The sequence below is a fragment of the Oceanobacillus sp. M60 genome, assembly GCF_053839645.1.
In genome coordinates, this window is sequence record NZ_JBSSNH010000012.1 from 1 (window position 1) to 18,069 (window position 18,069).

Below are 18,069 nucleotides of genomic sequence, written 5' to 3' on the forward strand. Positions count from 1 at the left end.
TATTCCACAGTAGCTCAGTGGTAGAGCAATCGGCTGTTAACCGATCGGTCGTAGGTTCGAATCCTACCTGTGGAGCCTTTTGCTTCCATAGCTCAGCTGGTAGAGCACCACCATGGTAAGGTGGGGGTCAGCGGTTCGAGTCCGCTTGGAAGCTTAGTGTTAAACGCTTATCCTATAAAGGGTAGGGCGTTTTTTTGTGTTTATAAGGCTCTATACTGAATGTGGTGGTGTCCTCCGTTCCATCGTCAGATGGAAAGAAGGCAAAAAAATACACTCCTTTTCCTCTCTCTGATACCCTTGAGTTGTCGAGACAAAAGGAATGGGAGAGGAAAAGAGTGCATCATCATTTTATCACAGAGTTATTAGGAATAAAAGATTCTCATGTAGATGTGTGGATATCAGACTTAAAAAAGGTTTCCATTCAATAGATATATTTATTGAATGGAAACCTTTTAATTATATAACAATGATTAGAGCTAAGAATTAATCCTTTGGTTCTAAATCCTCAAGTGAATCAATATCCATATAAGCTGGTACTGCCAAACCAGTCTTAGCACCATCTAAGTTTGGTCCCAAATCATCAAAATCGCTTTCGTATTGCTCATATAATTCGGCATGTGTCACGGGCATCCATACAGCTAAGGATGCATCAGCACTTCCAGTAGCGATGGATTCAAACATAATAGCTGGGTCAACTTGTGTCAATGTTACCTGAAACCCTTGTTGTTCTAATGCAATTTTAGCAACATTTGCTGTGAAAATAGCATCATCCCAGGGTAAAAGAGCCAACTCAATGGAAGTGCCATCTACAGAATCTACGCCATCTGTCCACTCTGTAACAATTTCCTGATTAGCATCTGCCCAGTCCTGCGCTACTGTTTCAAAATCCTTTTCTTGAGCTTCTAATAGCGCTTCTTCTACGTCTGGAAGCTCTAACTCGATACGATCAAGAATTGTATAAGCTTCAGGCATTTCATCCTTCAGGCCCTCTCTTGCTATCGTTGTGATTTGTTCTTCATCTCCATGGATTCCCTGTGGATCATCTAAGTATTTTAAATCCCACTGAGCAAACTTATAGTGAGGAGACCAAGCACTGAAAACGATTGGTTCTTCATTTTCAATAGCATCACTTAATTGCGTTAACATTGCTCCTGCGGAAGACAGCTCCTGCTCCCAACCAGCAAGATTATTGTAGGAATCTAAAACTTCTTCATTTTTTAGAGTTTGCCCGGCACCAGGTTCTGTTCCAGTGATTGTATAATCTAGTTCGTCACTAATATTTGCTTCAGCGTGTACGTCCCCATCATTGGAATTGCAGCCTGCAACAATGAGTGATAAAGATAAACCAGTAATTATACCGAGACTTTTCCAAGTGAATTTCTTAAATTTCATCATATGTAAAAATACCCTCCAATTTTATGTACTGCTTTTCTAATAACGTTACCAATTACTTTATAATACACAGAGTTTGTTATGAGCCGGCAGAATCAATGCTATACTTATTAGGTTTTTAATTCAAACGCTAAAAATAGTTGTTTCTGCATAAATAAGTTGTTAAAAGCGGATTAAACATAGGTTTCTGTAAAAGAGCAGCCTTTTACTGCGTCTATCTCTGTATTACATGTTGCTTTCGAATTTTAGTTAGAAGTTTATGTATTGGAAGTATAGGGTGGTAGGAATTTAGCAAAGAATTTTCAAGAGTACAGTCTTAGTTTGGAACGCTTAGATCATAGGAAATCAAAGTAGTTTAAACAACATATGATGTTAGAAAAAATTAAATTTAATATAGTTAATAATTGAATTTAAAAAGCTCAAAAAGTAGAAATAAAAGCATTATGTAGCTAATGAGTCTTCTTCCCTCAGGCTAGCATCCGATAGAGGAAAAGAGTAAATAAAACATGTGTAATCCATTTTAAATTCTCTACCTTTTTCAAAATTGAAAATGCCTATATAAAAAAGCAAATCCATTGAAAATAGGATTTGCTTTTTTATATAGGCATTAAACTATACTACATCCGTTGTACAACAAATAGCTGATATTAAGGTGCAACCAGCTCTACTTTTATTCTATCCGGATCTTCAAAATAAACGGCATAATGATTGTCTCCGCCCGCAAATGGATGTTGGTCAGCATAAAGAATAGATACCCCTCTTTGCTGGAGCCTTTTCGTCATGTCATCTACAAATCTCCGGGAATCTGCATGGAAGGCTAAGTGATTTAAGCCAACTCGGCATCGATGATAAGGAATATCCAGAAATCTTTCTTCCGCTTGTACAAAAACGAGATACGTTTCTCCCAGTTTCCAGCTTTGCCCGCCGTCCCAATTTTGAAAAGGTGTATATCCCAGCTCGCTTAAAAACCAGTCCCAAAAATGAATCGTTTTATTTAAATTAGTAACATAAATTTCAATATGATGAATTAGACCATGGTTCAAAGGAACGCCTCCTTAAATGCAGTAATTATCTTGACTTACTTAATTATTATCTATGCAGATAGATACAACAGGTTTGAAAAAAGTTTACAAAATACGGGATGAATGAGAAAATAAATAGTATATATCTTGATAGAATAAATGCATTATAATCTATTATAGAAGAGCTAGATGATAAAGAAAAGTATTGGAGGAGGAGTTTGATGGTTGAGCGTTATGTTAAATTAGATAAAATTAATGACGTTAAAGATTTTGTAGAAAGAGTATCTGGGTTTGAATACAAGGCAGAGGTTATTTCTGACACATATATATTAAGTGCAAAATCCATTATGGGGATATTCAGCCTGGATTTGACAGAACCTTTAAAATTAAGAGTTCATGCAGATAGCTGCGATGATCTATTAGAGAGTATTTCACTTTATCTTGTTGATAAAGAATAAACTATGAGGGGTATTCAGTTAGGGAACTACATATACTGACACCCCTTTTTTATGTGCGTAAGTAATAGATTTTTCCATGAGACAATGAAACCCTCAAAATGTTTTCCTCGGTGGTTGTTAAATAAAACCTTTCCATTATTGTTCTGTTTTGCCTTCAATGTTGTAAATGTTTCTAAGTAGATTTTTCAACATCTCTTAATTCTATTTATGAATTTCCTGTTTTTGATTTTTTTCAAATGTTTTCGTTTAACATAATGTTTTAAAGGCTAATAAACGATGACTCTTTTAGAGTTTAAAGATAGTATTTAATCATTCATATTGAAAACCTGATGATTTCGTAATTTCTGACACCTATTGTAATTAATCAGAGTAGCTTCAATAAGTATGCTCAAGCGCTGCATCTAAGTTATATAAGATAGCAAGAATTAAGTAATTGAACTTGTTAAAAAAGAGAAATTTAAATAAGATAGGTCTTTTCGTTGGTTTAATTGGGAAAATAATCAAAATGAAAATGATATAAATAATAATTACAAACATAATCAACAACGAAAAAAAATATTAACTAAATTTATCACAAAAAAACAAAAATATTATTGACAAATCGAAAATAAATGATAATATTAATCTAAGGATTTTGAAACCGATTTCAAGTCACTTTTAAAGTTTTATCCTTTATACAAATAGGGAGGTTACAAATGAGTATTAAATTTGGTTGTCATACATCAACTTGGGAACTAGATTACGATAAAGAGACAGACTATTTAGACAATGTAATGAACACAGTGAAGGATGCAGGATTTAAAGGGGTAGACGTACAGGTTGCGATGTTAGGAAGATATCAAAATAATCCTGAAAAACTAAAAAGAGCATTAGATGAAAGAGGTATATATTTAGCAGCTTTAACAGTACCTTTTACTTGGGAAAATGATGAAGAAACAGAAAAAGAAAAGGAACGTGCGGACTATTATATTGATTATCTGATAAATTTTCCTGGAGTAGTTATGAATCTCCCGTCTCGTGTCGGTCCTAATAGAGATAATTTATTAAAGCGTCAAAAGCAGATTATCGCTTGTGCAAATGCCGTAGGAAAAAGAGCATATGAAAAAGGAGTACAAGCTTCTTTTCATCCTGCTTCACCAAAAACGTCTTATTTCAGAACAAAGCAAGACTATGATGTTTTGTTTGAACTGCTAGATAAAACATATATGAGTTATACTCCTGATGCTGGTCATATAAAAGCTGGAGGAATGCGCCCAGAAGAAATTATTAAAGAGAATCTTTCTATTATCAAACATGTACATTTTAAAGATTGTTCTAATAATTTTGAGTGGAAGGAAATGGGCACTGGAGATATTGATTTCCCTTATATCGTACAGACTTTAAAAGATAGCGGTTACCAGGGGTGGATAATGATTGAAGAGGAAACAGAAGAGGCTGCGGAAGACCCGAATCAGGTGATTTTAAATGTTGGGAAATATGTTGAGGAAAAATTGAGACCGATTACAGATGGTGTTAACCAGGATAACTAATTTCCGTTTTACAGTAATATTTTTAGGTTTTTAATTTAACGCTAGTTGATTTTCAATATTTATAAAGGATGAGGGAGGATTATTATGAAGTTTAAAATAGGTCTTGTTTTATTATCCGTGATGATGTTATTGGCAGGATGCGGGGGAAACAGTGAAGAGGGTAATGCGGCAAATAATTATCCGGAAAGAAACATTGAAGTTTTAGTAGGGCATGGTGCAGGAGGAGGAACAGACTTATTTGCACGTGCTGTGACTTCGGAGTTAGAAGATATTTTAGGAGTAAATATTAATGTTGTTAACCAAGAAGGAGGAGCTGGGGTTGTTGCGGCTCAGAATGCTTATAATGCTCCATCAGACGGATATACTTTAGTGGGGGATGCTGCTTTCCCGCTTACAGTAGCTGCGGGTACGAATCAGCATGGGTTAGATGATTTTACCCCAATTGCCCGTTTTCAAAGTGATACATATGCGCTTTGGGTAGACCCTGATAAATATAGCAGCATTGAAGATTTTATCCAAGCTGCAGAGGACAACCCAGGTGAAATTACTGTAGGTGGAACAGGTTCTATGGGGATGGATGAATTTACAGTATTTCTTCTAGGACAAGAAGCAGAAGTAGATTTGAGTTTTATAGCGATGGAAGGTGCAGGTGATATGCACGCTGGAGTTATTGGAGGACATTTAGATGCAATGGTTGAAGAATTCGGTCCGGCAAAAGCGCTTTATGATGATGGTTCAGTTGAACCTCTTGTAGTTTTTTCAGAAGAGAGATTAGATGAATTTCCAGATTTACCCACAACGGTTGAGAATGGTTGGGACTTAACAGATGGGAATGAGCGTGGTTTTTATATAAAAAGCGATGCTGACCCTGAAATTATTAGTGTATTAGAAGAGGCTATGAAAGAAGTCTATGATTCTGAAGAATATAAAGCGTATGAAGAGGAAAATTATCTGCACTTACGTGAAGGATGGATGGATTCAGAAGAGTTTACACAGCGGACAGAGGAGTTAATTGAACGATATACAGAAGTTGCTGATGAATTGCAAGGAAATTAATTGAGAAAGGGAGGGAAGAACCCTCCTTTCTTAAGCATTACGATATAAAGGTGGGACGAAAATGAATCAAGCAAAAAAAGACTATATTTTCTATAGTATTGTCATGATCTTTGCTATTTTTTTTCTTGCTTCTACTCCTCAAATCCAGAGTACAAATCAATCTTTTATTATTGGACCAGCGACATGGCCATATATTCTTCTGATTTTAATGATTTTTTTGGGACTGTACGGGATTGTTAGCACATTAATTAAAGCAAAGGTAATGAAGTCAGAGGAATTAATAGCTAAAGAAGAAGCAGCACCAGTAAAGAAAATATTTCATTTGTCCATTCCGGTTGTTTCTTTATTGGTAGTAATTATTTATGTATTATTGCTGAATGTAATTGGTTTTATTTTCTCTACCGTTTTGTTCTTATATGGCATTACGCTTTTACTTGGTACAAAAAAACAATTAACGGCTATTTTATTTTCAATTATAACAATGGTAGTTTTTGTTATTCTGTTTTCTGTTTTATTACAAATCCCATTACCAAGGGGTATAGGTGTTTTTAGAGAACTCAGCCTGTTTTTTTACTAAGTTGTAAGGGGGCAACACAATGTTGGATTATTTAATATCGGGACTATTAAATGTAGTCACTGACCCAATAAACCTAATTATGCTAATTGCTGCAATATTTATTGGATATTTGGGCGGAGCTATTCCGGGGGTTAGTGGAACAATGCTGGTGGTAATAATGGTTCCGGTTACTTATTCATTTGAACCAGATTCGGCTTTTATTTTACTTACTGGGATATATGCAATAACTGCATTTTCAGGTGCTATTAGTGCTATTTTACTTAGAACACCAGGAACTCCAGAAGCGGTAGTAACCACGTTTGACGGCTATCCTATGGCGCAGAAAGGGCAGCCTGGAAGAGCTCTGGGGATAGCAATTTTCTGCTCCGTTGTAGGAGGAGTTATTGGTACACTCTGTTTGATGCTAATTTCCCCAGCGTTGGCGAACGTAGCCCTCTCTTTTTCAGCTCCAGAGTATTTTGCTTTAGCAGTAATGGGATTGACGGTAGTAGCTTCGCTTAGTGGAAAGGCTTTGGCAAAAGGGTTGATAGGAGTATTAATCGGGTTAATGATTAGTACAATAGGTATGGATCCGTTGACAGGAACATTGCGTTATACTTTTGGATCTTCAGCTTTATTATCAGGAATTGATTTGATTCCGGTAATTATTGGACTTTTTGCTTTATCGGAATTCCTTAAAAAAACGACAGAGAGCCATGCTGTGCAAGAGGTAATATCAAATGTTAAAACAAAGTTATTTGAAATAGAAATATTTAAAAAAATAAAAGGTACAATGGCCAGATCTACTATTATTGGTATATTTGTCGGCATTTTACCGGGGATAGGTGCAACTACCGCCTCTATGCTTAGTTACAGTGAAACGGTAAGGTGGTCTAAAGAAAAAGAAAAAGATTCTTATGGTAAAGGTAATCCAAAGGGGATTGCTGCATCGGAAACAGCAAATAATGCTGCAGCAATGGGGACGCTTGTTCCGTTATTATCATTGGGGATTCCGGGCGGCGCAACTGCAGCAGTTTTATTAGGTGCTTTTGTTCTTCATGGAATGCAGCCGGGCCCGACACTATTCAGTACGGAGCCAGAATTGATGTATACCATATTTGCAGCATTGCTGATTGCGAATTTAGTTATGCTGATTGTATCAAAACCATTTATAAAAATATTTCAAAAAATAGTTAATGTTCCTTATTCTATTTTAGGTCCGCTTATTGTTGTGTTTTGTGTTATTGGTACTTACACAGTCCGGAATAGTTATGTTGATATTTTGATTATGGTTGTGTTTGGGATTATTGGTTTTATCCTTGAAAAATACCGTTTTCCTTTGGCGACAATTATTCTGGGTGTCGTGTTAGGTCCGTTAACGGAAAGTCAATTTAGAAGAGCTGTTGAGATGTCTAGCGGAGACTTTTCTATTTTCTTCACAAGACCTATTAGCTTAACTTTATTGATTATTTCAGCATTAATGTTGTTTTTCCCATTAATTAGCGGATTATTTAAAAAGAGAAAAAATCAAGAGCAAGAGGGCTAACCTAATAGATAAAGAAAATTAATGATTTATATTTGCTCTCATTAAAATGAAAGGCAAGAGAAATATCATCATCAAAGAATGTGAAATTATTTATTGAGGAGGAGTTTAAATGAGTAAACCACGAGTTGGGTTATTATATGGAGATGCGGCAGGGGTAGGACCGGAAATTGTTGCGAGAGCAATGATAAAGGAAGAAATTTTAGAACAAGCAACATGGGTTTTAATAGGAGACGAAAGAATCTTTCAAAGAGGTGCTGAGGTAGCGGGTAATGAAATGAAGTATCAAAAGGTAGATACAATAGACGATGTTGATCCTGCGAAGGGCAGCTTATGGCTTATTGATGTAAAATCTACTGATCCTAATGATGTCGAATATGGTACTTTATCTGCTGCTTCAGGAAAAGCTGCAGGAGACAATTTAGTATATGCGCTTAATTTGGCAAAAGAAGGAAAGTTGGACGGTTTAACTTATGGTTCTATGAATAAAAGTGCCCTGTATCAGGGAGGGTATGAATTTAAGGATGATATTCATTTAGTAGCTTCTGTATTTGAATTAGAATCAGGATTTAGTGAAGTGAATGTAATGAATGATGTATGGTTTACGCGTGTGACATCTCATGTTCCTTTAAAAGAAGTCGCAGAAAATATTACTAAAGAAAGTGTACTAGAAAGTATCTATTTTGCTAATGAGATTGTTTCTAAAGCGGGTATTAAACCCAAAATAGCAATTGCTGGACTGAATCCACATGCAGGAGATAATGGATTATTAGGTGATGAAGAAAATGATATTATCATCCCGGCAATTGAAGAAGCGAAAAAGAATGGTGTGGATGCTCATGGACCATTCCCGGCAGATACAATGTTCCTTAGGTTAGAAAAAGAATCATTTAACACTCTGCTCGCAATGTACCATGACCAAGCTCAAATAGGAATGAAAACATTAGGATTTAGCAAAGGAATTACGATTAGTGGAGGACTGCCAATTGTAATTACAACTCCAGCTCATGGGACAGCATTTGATATTGCAGGTAAGGGAATCGCGGATTCGAACGCACTGGAAGAATCATTAAAATTGTGTGTGAAATTAATCAATAACGGATATAAGTAAAACGATTATAACTTGTAGAGTTCTCTCCTTTAAAGAGAAAGGAGAGAACTCTACAGAACAATACATAAATAACCGAGGAGGTTCCTCTCATGAAAAAAGTCATTAACAATCCAGGTGATGTAGTTGAAGAAATGCTAGAAGGAATTATGCGCGCACATCATGGTAGCTTCCAAAAAATAGATGGAGTAAATGGAATCGTTAAAAAAGAATTAAAAGATAAAGTAGCTGTTGTTACTGGTGGCGGTAGCGGTCATGAACCTCTTTTCTTTGGTGTAGTTGGGGATGGGTTGGCTGACGGAGTTGCGATTGGAAACGTTTTTGCTGCTCCTACGCCGAATACGGTTCAAGAGGTAGCAAAAACAGTGGACTCTGGCAAAGGGGTTTTATTTATATACGGGAACTATGCAGGGGATGTTCTTAACTTTGATATGGCAGCAGAGCTCCTTGAATTTGAAGATGTGCAGACGACCACTGTTAAAGTGACGGACGATGTGGTTTCTGCACCGTTAGAAAGAAAAGAAGATCGCCGTGGAATTGCGGGAGATATTTTCGTTATTAAAGTGGCAGGAGCAGCTGCTGAGAAAGGTCTTTCTTTAGAAGAAGTAACAGCGGTATCACAAAAAGCGAATGAATATACTTACTCTATTGGGGTAGCATTATCGCCTGGAACCATTCCTGATTCTGGGGAACCTACGTTTACATTAGCTGATGATGAAATAGAGTTAGGGATGGGTATTCACGGGGAGCCGGGGATGGAACGGACCAAACTAATGCCGGCTGATGAACTGACCAATCAATTAATGGAAAAGTTATTAGATGAAAGTCAATTGACATCGGGTGATGAAGTGAGTGTTTTAATCAATGGCCTTGGTTCAACAACATTAATGGAATTATTTATTGTTAATCGCAAAGTAGCGCAAATTCTCGATGAAAAAGGAATTGGCATTCATGATATCGATGTAAATAATTATTGTACAACCCAGGAAATGGGTGGATTTTCGATTTCTTTACTGAAATTGGATGATGAATTAAAAGCATATTATGATGCCCCGGCAAATGCACCATACTACAAGAAATAATGGAGTTGGAGGGATTTACAATGACGGCAACGGACGTAAAAAAATTGGATGCTGCGCAAACAAAAGCAATGATTCTCTATGCAGGAGAAAAAATAAGAGAAAATAAGCCATTGTTAACCAAAGTCGATAGCGCGATTGGTGATGGCGACCATGGAATTGGTATGTCAGTAGGCTTTGAAAAAGTGGAAGAAAATCTAAAAGATCAAGAATTTACAACGATTAATGATATTTTTAAAAAGACGGGTATGTCCATGGTGCAATCTATGGGAGGAGCTTCTGGCGTTATTTTCGGCACGATGTTTCTTGGCGGTGTAAAAGATCTGGATTCTAAAAGTGAATTAGATGTACCTGTACTTTCGGAAATTTTTAGTGCATCCTTAGATGCGATTAAGCAGCGGGGTAAAGCCAGTTTAGGAGATAAAACAATGATTGACGCTCTGGAGCCGGCTGTTAATGGGTTGAAAGAGAGTGTAACTGACTCTGCAACACTATTAGAAGCTTTGAAAAAAGCAGAAGAAAATGCTGCTGATGGAGTAGAGAAATCTAAGAATTATATTGCGAAATTTGGAAGAGCAAAATCTTTAGGGGAAAGAGCGCTTGGTAATCAAGATGCTGGTGCTACAAGTGTATGGATCATCTTTAAATCCATGAGAGAATGGGTAGAGCAATTAAATAAATAGATACGAGGTTAATATAGAGGCATTTCTAAGGAGTGCCTCTATATTATTGAGGCGATTAAAAACAGCAGCTTATATAAAGTAAGGAGAAGGTGATTTAAAATGACAAGTACTACAAACGTATCAACAGAACAATTATCTATTAATACAATTCGAACATTATCCATTGATGCCATTGAAAAAGCAAATTCAGGACATCCCGGTCTGCCGATGGGGGCAGCACCAATGGCTTACACGCTATGGACGGAATTTATGAGGCATCATCCGAAAAGTTCAAAATGGTTTAACCGTGACCGTTTTGTCCTTTCGGCTGGTCATGGTTCGATGCTTTTGTACAGTTTGCTGCATTTATCAGGCTATGACGTATCATTAAATGATATTAAAAATTTTCGTCAATATGGATCTAAAACCCCAGGGCATCCGGAAGTGCATCATACGGATGGGGTAGAAACCACAACTGGCCCGCTCGGACAAGGAATTGCGACAGCTGTTGGAATGGCGATAGCGGAAACGCACCTGGCTGCTACTTATAATAAGGAAGGTTTTAATGTAGTCGATCATCATACCTTTGCACTTGTGGGTGACGGAGATTTAATGGAAGGAATTTCTCATGAAACTGCCTCCTTAGCCGGTCATCTTGGTTTAGGGAAATTAGTTGTCTTGTATGATTCAAATGATATTTCACTAGATGGTGATTTAGATAGATCTTTTTCAGAGAATGTGCAGGAGCGTTTTCAAAGCTATGGCTGGGAAGTCATTCGGGTGGAAGATGGAAATGATGTCGATGCTTTGAGAAAAGCAATGAAAGCAGCGAAACAAAATACAGAACAGCCGACACTAATTGAAGTGAAAACGGTAATTGGGTATGGGTCGCCCAATAAATCAGGATCTTCTTCTTCGCATGGAGCGCCTCTTGGTGAAGAGGAAGCGAAACTTACGAAACAAAACTATAACTGGGAATATGGTGCTTTTCACGTCCCCGTTGAAGTATATGACGATTTTAAAAATAAAGTTGCAGAAAAAGGTGCCAAGGCAGAAAGTGATTGGAATGAACTGGTAGAAGCTTATGCTGATAAGTATCCAGAAGAGGGGAAACAATTGCAATCAGTGATGAAAGGAGAATTACCGGCTAATTGGGATAAAAATCTCCCGGTCTATGAAGCTGGTTCTTCTCTGGCAACGCGAGCCTCGTCTGGAGAAGTGCTAAATGCCATCGCGAAGAATGTACCTAATTTCATCGGTGGCAGTGCGGATTTGGCGGGATCTAATAAAACAACGATAAAGGATGTATCTGATTTTTCAAAGGCTGATTACGCCGGGAAAAATATTTGGTTTGGAGTGCGTGAATTTGCAATGGCGGCAGCGCTTAATGGAATGGCCCTTCATGGCGGATTAAACGTATTTGGCGGCACCTTCTTTGTATTCAGTGATTATTTACGTCCGGCAGTAAGATTGTCTTCTTTAATGAAATTGCCAGTCACCTATGTTTGGACACATGATTCTATTGCGGTCGGGGAAGACGGACCGACTCATGAACCAGTGGAGCATCTAGCTTCTTTCCGTGCAATGCCTGGTTTGTCTCTTATCAGACCTGCGGATGGAAATGAAACGCAGGCAGCATGGAGACTTGCTGTGGAATCAACGGATCAGCCCACAGCTATTGTATTATCGAGGCAGAATCTGCCGACTTTACCAGGAACAAAGGAAAGTGCTTATGAAGGCGTGAAGAAAGGTGCTTATGTGGTGAGTGATTCTTCTCAAGGTGAGTCTGATGCTATTCTTTTGGCAACCGGTTCTGAAGTTCAGCTGGCTGTCGAGGCTCAAAAAGTATTGCGGGAGAAAAATATAGATGCTTCTGTCGTAAGTATGCCATCTTGGGATCGTTTTGAAGCACAAACGGCATCGTATAAAGAGAGTGTTTTGTTGCCTAACGTGAAGAAGCGGGTTGCTATTGAAATGGCCTCTTCATTTGGCTGGGACCGTTATCTTGGGAATGATGGAGTAATGATTGGTATAGATACGTTTGGGGCTTCTGGGAATGGAAATAAGTTAACCGAAGAATATGGATTCTGTGTTGATAATATTGTGGCGCAAGTGGAGCGTTTATTTGTTTAGAATCCGCAGAGATTTAATTTTTTGGTGAACCCAATTTTGGTTCTGCCAAACTCATAATATCCTCATCTATTAAGAATCGGGAGCAAACCGAATCCGATAGATGGAGGATATTTCATTTCCTTTGTTTCTGCTAAGGGAGCATGGATACATAACTTTTAATAAAAAAATTCATTATTTAAAGTAAAATTATCAATCGCTTTCATTTATTATTTTATTCATTCATTTTATGGTATAATACACCATAGACAACTATGGACTAATCAGGAATAGGAATAGATACTTTTTTTTGCGAGGATGACGGATGATGAAAATGTTTGTTACGGAAAGAAGAAACAAGATAATGGAACTCTTGCATGATAAGCAGCGGCTGACCGTGAAAGAATTGTCGGAGCAAATCGGTGTGTCTGAAGCAACCTTGCGTACAGATTTAAACAAAATGGAGAAAAACGGTCTTTTAACTCGTACACATGGCGGGGCAATGTTAAATCAACAGAGCGAGGTTGATTATGATACCAGTTTTTCTGTGCGTGAAAAACAAAACCGTAAAGAAAAATCATTGATTGCTAAGGAAGCTTTTCAGTTCATTGAAGAAAAGCAATGTATCTTGCTCGATGCCAGTTCGACAGCACTTGAGTTAGCACGTTATCTTAATGAACAAATGATCCGGCTGACAGTAGTAACGAGCGGGATTCAAACAGCGCTGGAGTTAAAGGATAACCCGAATATTACGGTTATTTTAATTGGCGGTGTGGTGACGAAGGGTTCTACGACAATGGAAGGCACATTAGGGGTGGAGTTATTAAACAAGCTTAATATTGATATTCTTTTTACTTCTGCCAATGGGTTTTCTGTAGAAAATGGAATGACCGATTTTAATTTGTATGAGGTTGAATTAAAACAACATATGGTGAAGAAAGCGCAGAAAATTGTGGCTGTTATTGATCATTCTAAAATTGGGGTGACTTCTAGTGCGCCATTTGCAAGTACAGATCAGATAGATGTACTTATTACCAATGATTCCATCGATTCGGATACAGAGCGGATTCTTGTGAATCATAATATTCAAGTGATTTCGGCGCTGTAAAGCGAGTAATTTTTTGTTTATATATACTTTAAGGAAAAGCACTGTACAAGAATTTTCTTACGTACAGTGCTTTTCCTTATGATAATATCGAAAACATTAACAAGAACTTTTTGCTGCATCTTTGAAGTTCTGATCAAGAAATTGGCTTTCTCTGTCAGTGATTTGATCTACTTTGCGTTGAGATCCGCCGGACCATGCTACATTCAGATAGGCTTCCACTACTTTTTTAGCGGACTCTGGTCCGATGACTTGGGCTCCCATTGCGATGATTTGGGCGTTATTACTTAATTGAGCGCGTTCTGCAGAGTACGTGTCATGCGCTGTCGCTGCGCGGATTCCCGGGTATTTATTAGCTGCAATTGCAACGCCGAGACCAGTTCCGCAAATAAGCACACCGCGTTCTATTTTCTTCTCGCTGATGGCTTCTGCTACATTGAAGGAAACCCCAGGATAGTCCACAGCATCGCAGGAATGTGCTCCGAAGTCCACCACTTCATGATCGGTTGATTCTTCAATAAATTTCTTTAACGTTTCTTTTAATTCATATCCGTTATGGTCTGCACCAATACCAATTTTCATTCTGCAAACTCCTCTCGTATATTTAATCTACTTTCATTATATACTTCTAATTTTCTTTTATCAACTTTTATTTTCGTTTTTAATCAATTTGATAAAAAATGAAAATAAAATTGCGTACTTTATGGAAGCATCTTTTTCGACTGTGTACAATTCTACAGAAAAAGATTCTTTTGATTCAAAGTATATATTTTAGATATACGAGAGGACGTTGAAGGTTTCAATCATTTTTTATATCAATTATTATTTTATTTCATTTGCTTTTATTTTATTTTTACTTGTTTCACTGTATGAAGAATTTGTTTGTAATTTGCAGGGTCATGTCCGAATCGGCCGATGAAAACCCCGTCTACATCGTCATGGGCGGTAATTTCATAGACATTGTCTTTGCTCACCGAGCCGCCGTAAATGATACGGATGGCTTCCGCTGTTTCTGCATAATATGCTTCTTTAACAATTTCGCGGATCAGTTCATGTGTCTGATGCACATATGCTGCATCGGCTGCTTCTGTCTTTCCGATTGCCCAGACTGGCTCATAAGCTAAGATGGTCCTTCCAATATGTTTTACGTCGACTTCACCAAAGGAAGTAAGGATTTGTTCCTTCAACGCCTGTTTACGTTCCAATTTATTCTCTAAGTACTCCTCTTCACCAATGCATAGAACGGGGGTCAGTCCTTTTTCCAGCGTAAGTTTTGTTTTCAAATGAATCATATCCAGTGTTTCGTGGAAAATACGTTGTCTTTCTGCATGGCCAATTTCCACATAGGTTGCGCCTATGTCGATAATAGATTCAATTGAAACCTCTCCGGTATAAGCGCCATTTTCATAGGGTGAAATATTTTGTGCGCCAAAGGCAATTTCAGACCCTTTTAAGGCTTGTGCTGCTGGGTAGAGGACACCTAAAGATGGGAAGGCGAATTTTTCTACTTCGTTTTCGTTTTTGGCCACTTCTGCTAAGGCTTTTACTAATTCCGTTGCTTTGTCGATTGTGTTAACATATGTTTTATAGCTGATTCCAACGACTGGTTTTCTCATATTATTATCCTCGCTTTCTACTTTTTGAATGCGTTTCTATTTATGATTGTATTTTTCCCTCTATCGTATAGGTATTTCATTGTACCTTTTACAAAGAAACTGTACATTCGCCGGAGGGCAGGCGAATTCGGGTTTTGGCAATACATCACCCCTTTCAGGTAGAAGTTTAAAAGAATAGCTGTTCAACAGCTTGGGTGCATTTTAAATCATCGTGCCAACGTCATGGGGCAAATCAGATAGAAACAGGATTCTCAATCCTTTCTTCTGCTTTTTTTAAATAGCATATAATCATACACATCTTGCATTTCCTCGGGAGTGAGAGCTGCCATATCACGGAGCATCGCTTCGGCATCGGGACTTATCTTTTGAATGTGCTGGACCAATTCATTCTCGTGGTCAGCTGCACTAGAAGGAGCTTCTTCTGCTCTGCCTAATAAATAGTCTGCAGTAACCTTCAATGTATCGGCAATAGCGGTTAATTCTTCTCCTTTAATTGGGCGTTCGCCAGATTCGATCCGATTCATGACACTGACGTTCATATTTACTTGTTTAGCCAGCTCTTTTTGTGTCCAATTTCGTTGCGACCGTAATTGAATGATTCGTTGACCGGTATTCATTGCGCACCTCTTTATTTCTATTTTAGAAATTAATTATAACATATGAAAACGGTGAAAAATAACTTCTGGCGAGGTTTGGATAGAAAAGCGAAAGTATAGTATAATTGTTATAGATTCAGTGTTGGAGATACATATTTTGGTTGATGAAGGAGCGGCTTCAATGAAACGGATAGGAATCCTTTTTATAATAGCAGGTGTCATTTGTATTGGTGTTTTTGGCTATCAAATTATAGGACACGAACAATCGCAAAAGCAGTCTTTGATTCAGGCGGAGGAAAGAATCAAACAAGGCGCCAATGAGCAGGGTGAAGCAGGCGGGGAGGATACAGAAAAATCAATAGAAGCGTTCGATGCGGACCAGGACGAAGCATTTGCTACATTAGAGATACCTAAATTGGGAAAAACGTTGCCTATTGTGGAGGGGACAGACCCAGATTCATTGCAAAAAGGAGTCGGACACTTATCCAATTCCGTTTTTCCTGGGCAGGGGGAGCAAATCCTCTTATCCGGGCATCGGGATACGGTTTTTCGTGATTTTGGTGAATTGGAGATAGGGGATACATTTGTGGTGCAGATGCCTTATGGTGAGTATACGTATGAAATAAGAGAAACGGAAATTGTGCCTGAGGATGACACTTCTGTCATCGGTGAGATGGGGGAAGAGGTATTAGTTGTCACTACCTGTTATCCATTCCACTTTGTGGGCAGTGCGCCGGATCGTTTTGTTGCCTATGCTTATCCGGTTTCTGAATAATAGAACAAAAAAGGAGCTTTCAACCTGATAAATCATATCTGGCTGAAAGCTTCTTTTTAATCATTTAGTACGGTTTTTAACGTTTCAATATTTTTTTCCATTAGACTGAAGTAATCTTCGCCGTTTTCTATATCCTCTTCGGTAATAGTCTCCATATTGCTCAGTACAGCACTGTCAGCGCCAATTTCGTCTTGGATAATTTCACTAATTCTGCTGCTGATATTTCGTTCAAAGACAACATACTTTAAATCATATTCGCGGGCAGTATCCACTATTTCCACCAAAGCAGACTGAGAAGGCTCCTGCGAAGAGGAGAGTCCATGGATGCTGATTTGTTCTAAGCCGTATCGATCTTCCCAATAGCCATATGCTGCATGGGAGACAATCATTTGCGGATGGTCTGCGTTCTCAATCGTTTGTGCTAATTCCTGATCCACCTGTTCCAATTGTCCTTCTAATTCTTCTAAGTTCTCCGTGAAATATGCTTCATGTTCTGGCATTTTTTCGATAAGAAGATCGGTAATATTTTCAGCTAATTGAATGCTGATGACAGGGTCAAGGAAAACATGCGGATCACCCACACCGCTTTCGCCGTCATGATTATCGATCAATAATTCAACGACGCCTGATTCGGCAATTACTTCTCCATCTGCATCTTCAAGCTCCAGTTTTACTTCTAACGTATCGTTGATTTGTGTTTCAAAGGAAGCATCGTCCGCTTCTTCATCCAATTCCCATTCCTCTGAACCCTCTGTGCGGAAATACCAGTTCCATCCCGCGATGTCTTCATCGACATTTGCTTCTGCTTCTATGGAAGCTGTATCGCCGCTGTGGTAATGGTCATTGATGCCGTCAATGATAATGTCGCCGTTGTCCTCTGCTTCTTCCTCGTTGTAATGTTCTTCTTCATTCTCATGAGCGTGCTCCGCTTCTCCGCGAAGAGGGATATCTTCACCGATGGCAGAAACCTCTACATTTTCTCCTTCTAAAATATCCTCCGCTTTGGAAGCAAAAGGCTCCATGCCGACACCGGAATAAATAAATAAATCCTTCTTAGCTAAATCGACCATCTCACGTGAGCTTGGTTCGTATGTGTGTGCATCCGCATTTGGCGGGTAGATGCTTTCTACATCGACATAATCGCCGCCGATTTTGGAAATAAAATCTTCTAATGCGAAAATAGTAGTAGAAATTTCAAGCTGTTCCTGATCTCCATCCTGACTGTCCTCTGCGGATTGACAGCCTGCAAGGAAAAGAAGGAATAAACCGAAAAAGAGAATGACCCGTTTTTTCATTGAATTGAACCTCCATTAATTTATATAGTGCGTTTGAATTTCTTATAAAAAAGAAAAATAAGTAATCCTTACTATTATGGTTTGCTTCGTAAAAAACAAACAATGAACCTGTAATTCTTATTATTCGTAATCGTTACGATTTAAAATTTACAGGTTTTTAGAGGGGTT

The 18,069-nt window shown here is 38.1% G+C and carries 17 protein-coding genes and 2 tRNA genes; 13 read left to right on the top strand and 6 right to left on the bottom strand.

What is annotated here, in order from left to right:
- Positions 1 to 3: 3 nt before the first annotated feature.
- A tRNA-Asn gene (locus ACW0TQ_RS21325) sits at positions 4 to 75 on the top strand.
- A 6-nt stretch (positions 76 to 81) separates the two neighbouring features.
- A tRNA-Thr gene (locus ACW0TQ_RS21330) sits at positions 82 to 154 on the top strand.
- 329 nt (positions 155 to 483) lie between these two features.
- Here ACW0TQ_RS21330 and ACW0TQ_RS21335 read toward each other — a convergent pair.
- Together ACW0TQ_RS21335 and ACW0TQ_RS21340 are read right to left on the bottom strand one after the other, a co-directional pair.
- Positions 484 to 1,395, bottom strand: a complete 912-nt coding sequence (locus tag ACW0TQ_RS21335) for a glycine betaine ABC transporter substrate-binding protein (RefSeq protein ID WP_226895222.1) — start codon at positions 1,393 to 1,395, stop codon at positions 484 to 486.
- 644 nt (positions 1,396 to 2,039) lie between these two features.
- A complete protein-coding gene (locus ACW0TQ_RS21340; protein ID WP_042531008.1) occupies positions 2,040 to 2,435 on the bottom strand; it encodes a VOC family protein in 396 nt (131 codons plus the stop codon).
- Between the two features lie 200 nt (positions 2,436 to 2,635).
- On the opposite strand from ACW0TQ_RS21340, the gene ACW0TQ_RS21345 reads away from it, so the two are divergent.
- The 10 genes from ACW0TQ_RS21345 to ACW0TQ_RS21390 all read left to right on the top strand — a co-directional run bounded on the left by ACW0TQ_RS21345 (position 2,636) and on the right by ACW0TQ_RS21390 (position 13,622).
- Complete coding sequence (locus ACW0TQ_RS21345) at positions 2,636 to 2,872, top strand: hypothetical protein (RefSeq protein ID WP_042531011.1); 237 nt, start codon at positions 2,636 to 2,638, stop codon at positions 2,870 to 2,872.
- 695 nt (positions 2,873 to 3,567) lie between these two features.
- The gene (locus ACW0TQ_RS21350; RefSeq protein ID WP_256705518.1) at positions 3,568 to 4,401 is read left to right on the top strand and encodes a sugar phosphate isomerase/epimerase family protein; all 834 of its coding nucleotides are present in this window, start codon (positions 3,568 to 3,570) and stop codon (positions 4,399 to 4,401) included.
- 84 nt (positions 4,402 to 4,485) lie between these two features.
- Positions 4,486 to 5,457, top strand: a complete 972-nt coding sequence (locus ACW0TQ_RS21355; protein WP_042531013.1) for a tripartite tricarboxylate transporter substrate binding protein — start codon at positions 4,486 to 4,488, stop codon at positions 5,455 to 5,457.
- 61 nt (positions 5,458 to 5,518) lie between these two features.
- On the top strand, positions 5,519 to 6,034 hold the full coding sequence (locus tag ACW0TQ_RS21360) for a tripartite tricarboxylate transporter TctB family protein (RefSeq protein ID WP_052484944.1): 516 nt from the start codon (positions 5,519 to 5,521) through the stop codon (positions 6,032 to 6,034).
- Between the two features lie 19 nt (positions 6,035 to 6,053).
- Complete coding sequence (locus tag ACW0TQ_RS21365) at positions 6,054 to 7,559, top strand: tripartite tricarboxylate transporter permease (protein ID WP_042531015.1); 1,506 nt, start codon at positions 6,054 to 6,056, stop codon at positions 7,557 to 7,559.
- 109 nt (positions 7,560 to 7,668) lie between these two features.
- Positions 7,669 to 8,667, top strand: a complete 999-nt coding sequence (locus ACW0TQ_RS21370) for a PdxA family dehydrogenase (protein ID WP_193065327.1) — start codon at positions 7,669 to 7,671, stop codon at positions 8,665 to 8,667.
- A gap of 89 nt (positions 8,668 to 8,756) precedes the next feature.
- The gene (locus ACW0TQ_RS21375) at positions 8,757 to 9,746 is read left to right on the top strand and encodes a dihydroxyacetone kinase subunit DhaK (RefSeq protein WP_193065328.1); all 990 of its coding nucleotides are present in this window, start codon (positions 8,757 to 8,759) and stop codon (positions 9,744 to 9,746) included.
- 20 nt (positions 9,747 to 9,766) lie between these two features.
- Positions 9,767 to 10,426 carry a dihydroxyacetone kinase subunit DhaL gene (gene dhaL, locus ACW0TQ_RS21380; protein WP_042531021.1) on the top strand — a complete coding sequence of 220 codons (660 nt, stop codon included), beginning with the start codon at positions 9,767 to 9,769 and terminating at the stop codon, positions 10,424 to 10,426.
- A 99-nt stretch (positions 10,427 to 10,525) separates the two neighbouring features.
- Positions 10,526 to 12,538: a transketolase gene (tkt, locus tag ACW0TQ_RS21385; protein ID WP_368901931.1), complete on the top strand. Its 2,013-nt coding sequence runs from the start codon at positions 10,526 to 10,528 to the stop codon at positions 12,536 to 12,538.
- A gap of 301 nt (positions 12,539 to 12,839) precedes the next feature.
- Positions 12,840 to 13,622 carry a DeoR/GlpR family DNA-binding transcription regulator gene (locus ACW0TQ_RS21390; protein ID WP_319022584.1) on the top strand — a complete coding sequence of 261 codons (783 nt, stop codon included), beginning with the start codon at positions 12,840 to 12,842 and terminating at the stop codon, positions 13,620 to 13,622.
- Between the two features lie 96 nt (positions 13,623 to 13,718).
- Here the strand turns inward: ACW0TQ_RS21390 and ACW0TQ_RS21395 are convergent, their stop codons facing one another.
- From ACW0TQ_RS21395 to ACW0TQ_RS21405, 3 genes are all read right to left on the bottom strand, one after another.
- Positions 13,719 to 14,201, bottom strand: a complete 483-nt coding sequence (locus ACW0TQ_RS21395) for an RpiB/LacA/LacB family sugar-phosphate isomerase (RefSeq protein ID WP_368901930.1) — start codon at positions 14,199 to 14,201, stop codon at positions 13,719 to 13,721.
- Between the two features lie 260 nt (positions 14,202 to 14,461).
- Positions 14,462 to 15,235, bottom strand: a complete 774-nt coding sequence (gene tpiA / locus ACW0TQ_RS21400; protein WP_368901929.1) for a triose-phosphate isomerase — start codon at positions 15,233 to 15,235, stop codon at positions 14,462 to 14,464.
- Positions 15,236 to 15,486: 251 nt separating this feature from the next.
- Positions 15,487 to 15,852 carry a helix-turn-helix domain-containing protein gene (locus ACW0TQ_RS21405; RefSeq protein ID WP_193065333.1) on the bottom strand — a complete coding sequence of 122 codons (366 nt, stop codon included), beginning with the start codon at positions 15,850 to 15,852 and terminating at the stop codon, positions 15,487 to 15,489.
- A 160-nt stretch (positions 15,853 to 16,012) separates the two neighbouring features.
- Between ACW0TQ_RS21405 and ACW0TQ_RS21410 the strand changes: the two genes are divergently transcribed.
- Positions 16,013 to 16,606, top strand: coding sequence for a class D sortase (locus ACW0TQ_RS21410; RefSeq protein WP_193065334.1), 594 nt, complete (start codon positions 16,013 to 16,015; stop codon positions 16,604 to 16,606).
- A 56-nt stretch (positions 16,607 to 16,662) separates the two neighbouring features.
- Here ACW0TQ_RS21410 and ACW0TQ_RS21415 read toward each other — a convergent pair whose 3' ends face one another.
- Positions 16,663 to 17,901: a metal ABC transporter solute-binding protein, Zn/Mn family gene (locus ACW0TQ_RS21415; RefSeq protein WP_368901928.1), complete on the bottom strand. Its 1,239-nt coding sequence runs from the start codon at positions 17,899 to 17,901 to the stop codon at positions 16,663 to 16,665.
- Positions 17,902 to 18,069: the final 168 nt, after the last annotated feature.

Bases quoted from the DNA above. Each gene is read 5' to 3' on its own strand.
- ACW0TQ_RS21360 (WP_052484944.1), top strand. From the start codon at position 5,519: ATGAATCAAGCAAAAAAAGACTATATTTTCTATAGTATTGTCATGATC.
- ACW0TQ_RS21350 (WP_256705518.1), top strand. From the start codon at position 3,568: ATGAGTATTAAATTTGGTTGTCATACATCAACTTGGGAACTAGATTAC.
- ACW0TQ_RS21365 (WP_042531015.1), top strand. From the start codon at position 6,054: ATGTTGGATTATTTAATATCGGGACTATTAAATGTAGTCACTGACCCA.
- ACW0TQ_RS21345 (WP_042531011.1), top strand. From the start codon at position 2,636: ATGGTTGAGCGTTATGTTAAATTAGATAAAATTAATGACGTTAAAGAT.
- ACW0TQ_RS21415 (WP_368901928.1), bottom strand. From the start codon at position 17,901: ATGAAAAAACGGGTCATTCTCTTTTTCGGTTTATTCCTTCTTTTCCTT.
- ACW0TQ_RS21375 (WP_193065328.1), top strand. From the start codon at position 8,757: ATGAAAAAAGTCATTAACAATCCAGGTGATGTAGTTGAAGAAATGCTA.
- dhaL (WP_042531021.1), top strand. From the start codon at position 9,767: ATGACGGCAACGGACGTAAAAAAATTGGATGCTGCGCAAACAAAAGCA.
- tpiA (WP_368901929.1), bottom strand. From the start codon at position 15,235: ATGAGAAAACCAGTCGTTGGAATCAGCTATAAAACATATGTTAACACA.
- ACW0TQ_RS21370 (WP_193065327.1), top strand. From the start codon at position 7,669: ATGAGTAAACCACGAGTTGGGTTATTATATGGAGATGCGGCAGGGGTA.
- ACW0TQ_RS21405 (WP_193065333.1), bottom strand. From the start codon at position 15,852: ATGAATACCGGTCAACGAATCATTCAATTACGGTCGCAACGAAATTGG.
- ACW0TQ_RS21335 (WP_226895222.1), bottom strand. From the start codon at position 1,395: ATGATGAAATTTAAGAAATTCACTTGGAAAAGTCTCGGTATAATTACT.
- tkt (WP_368901931.1), top strand. From the start codon at position 10,526: ATGACAAGTACTACAAACGTATCAACAGAACAATTATCTATTAATACA.
- ACW0TQ_RS21390 (WP_319022584.1), top strand. From the start codon at position 12,840: ATGATGAAAATGTTTGTTACGGAAAGAAGAAACAAGATAATGGAACTC.
- ACW0TQ_RS21410 (WP_193065334.1), top strand. From the start codon at position 16,013: ATGAAACGGATAGGAATCCTTTTTATAATAGCAGGTGTCATTTGTATT.
- ACW0TQ_RS21355 (WP_042531013.1), top strand. From the start codon at position 4,486: ATGAAGTTTAAAATAGGTCTTGTTTTATTATCCGTGATGATGTTATTG.
- ACW0TQ_RS21395 (WP_368901930.1), bottom strand. From the start codon at position 14,201: ATGAAAATTGGTATTGGTGCAGACCATAACGGATATGAATTAAAAGAA.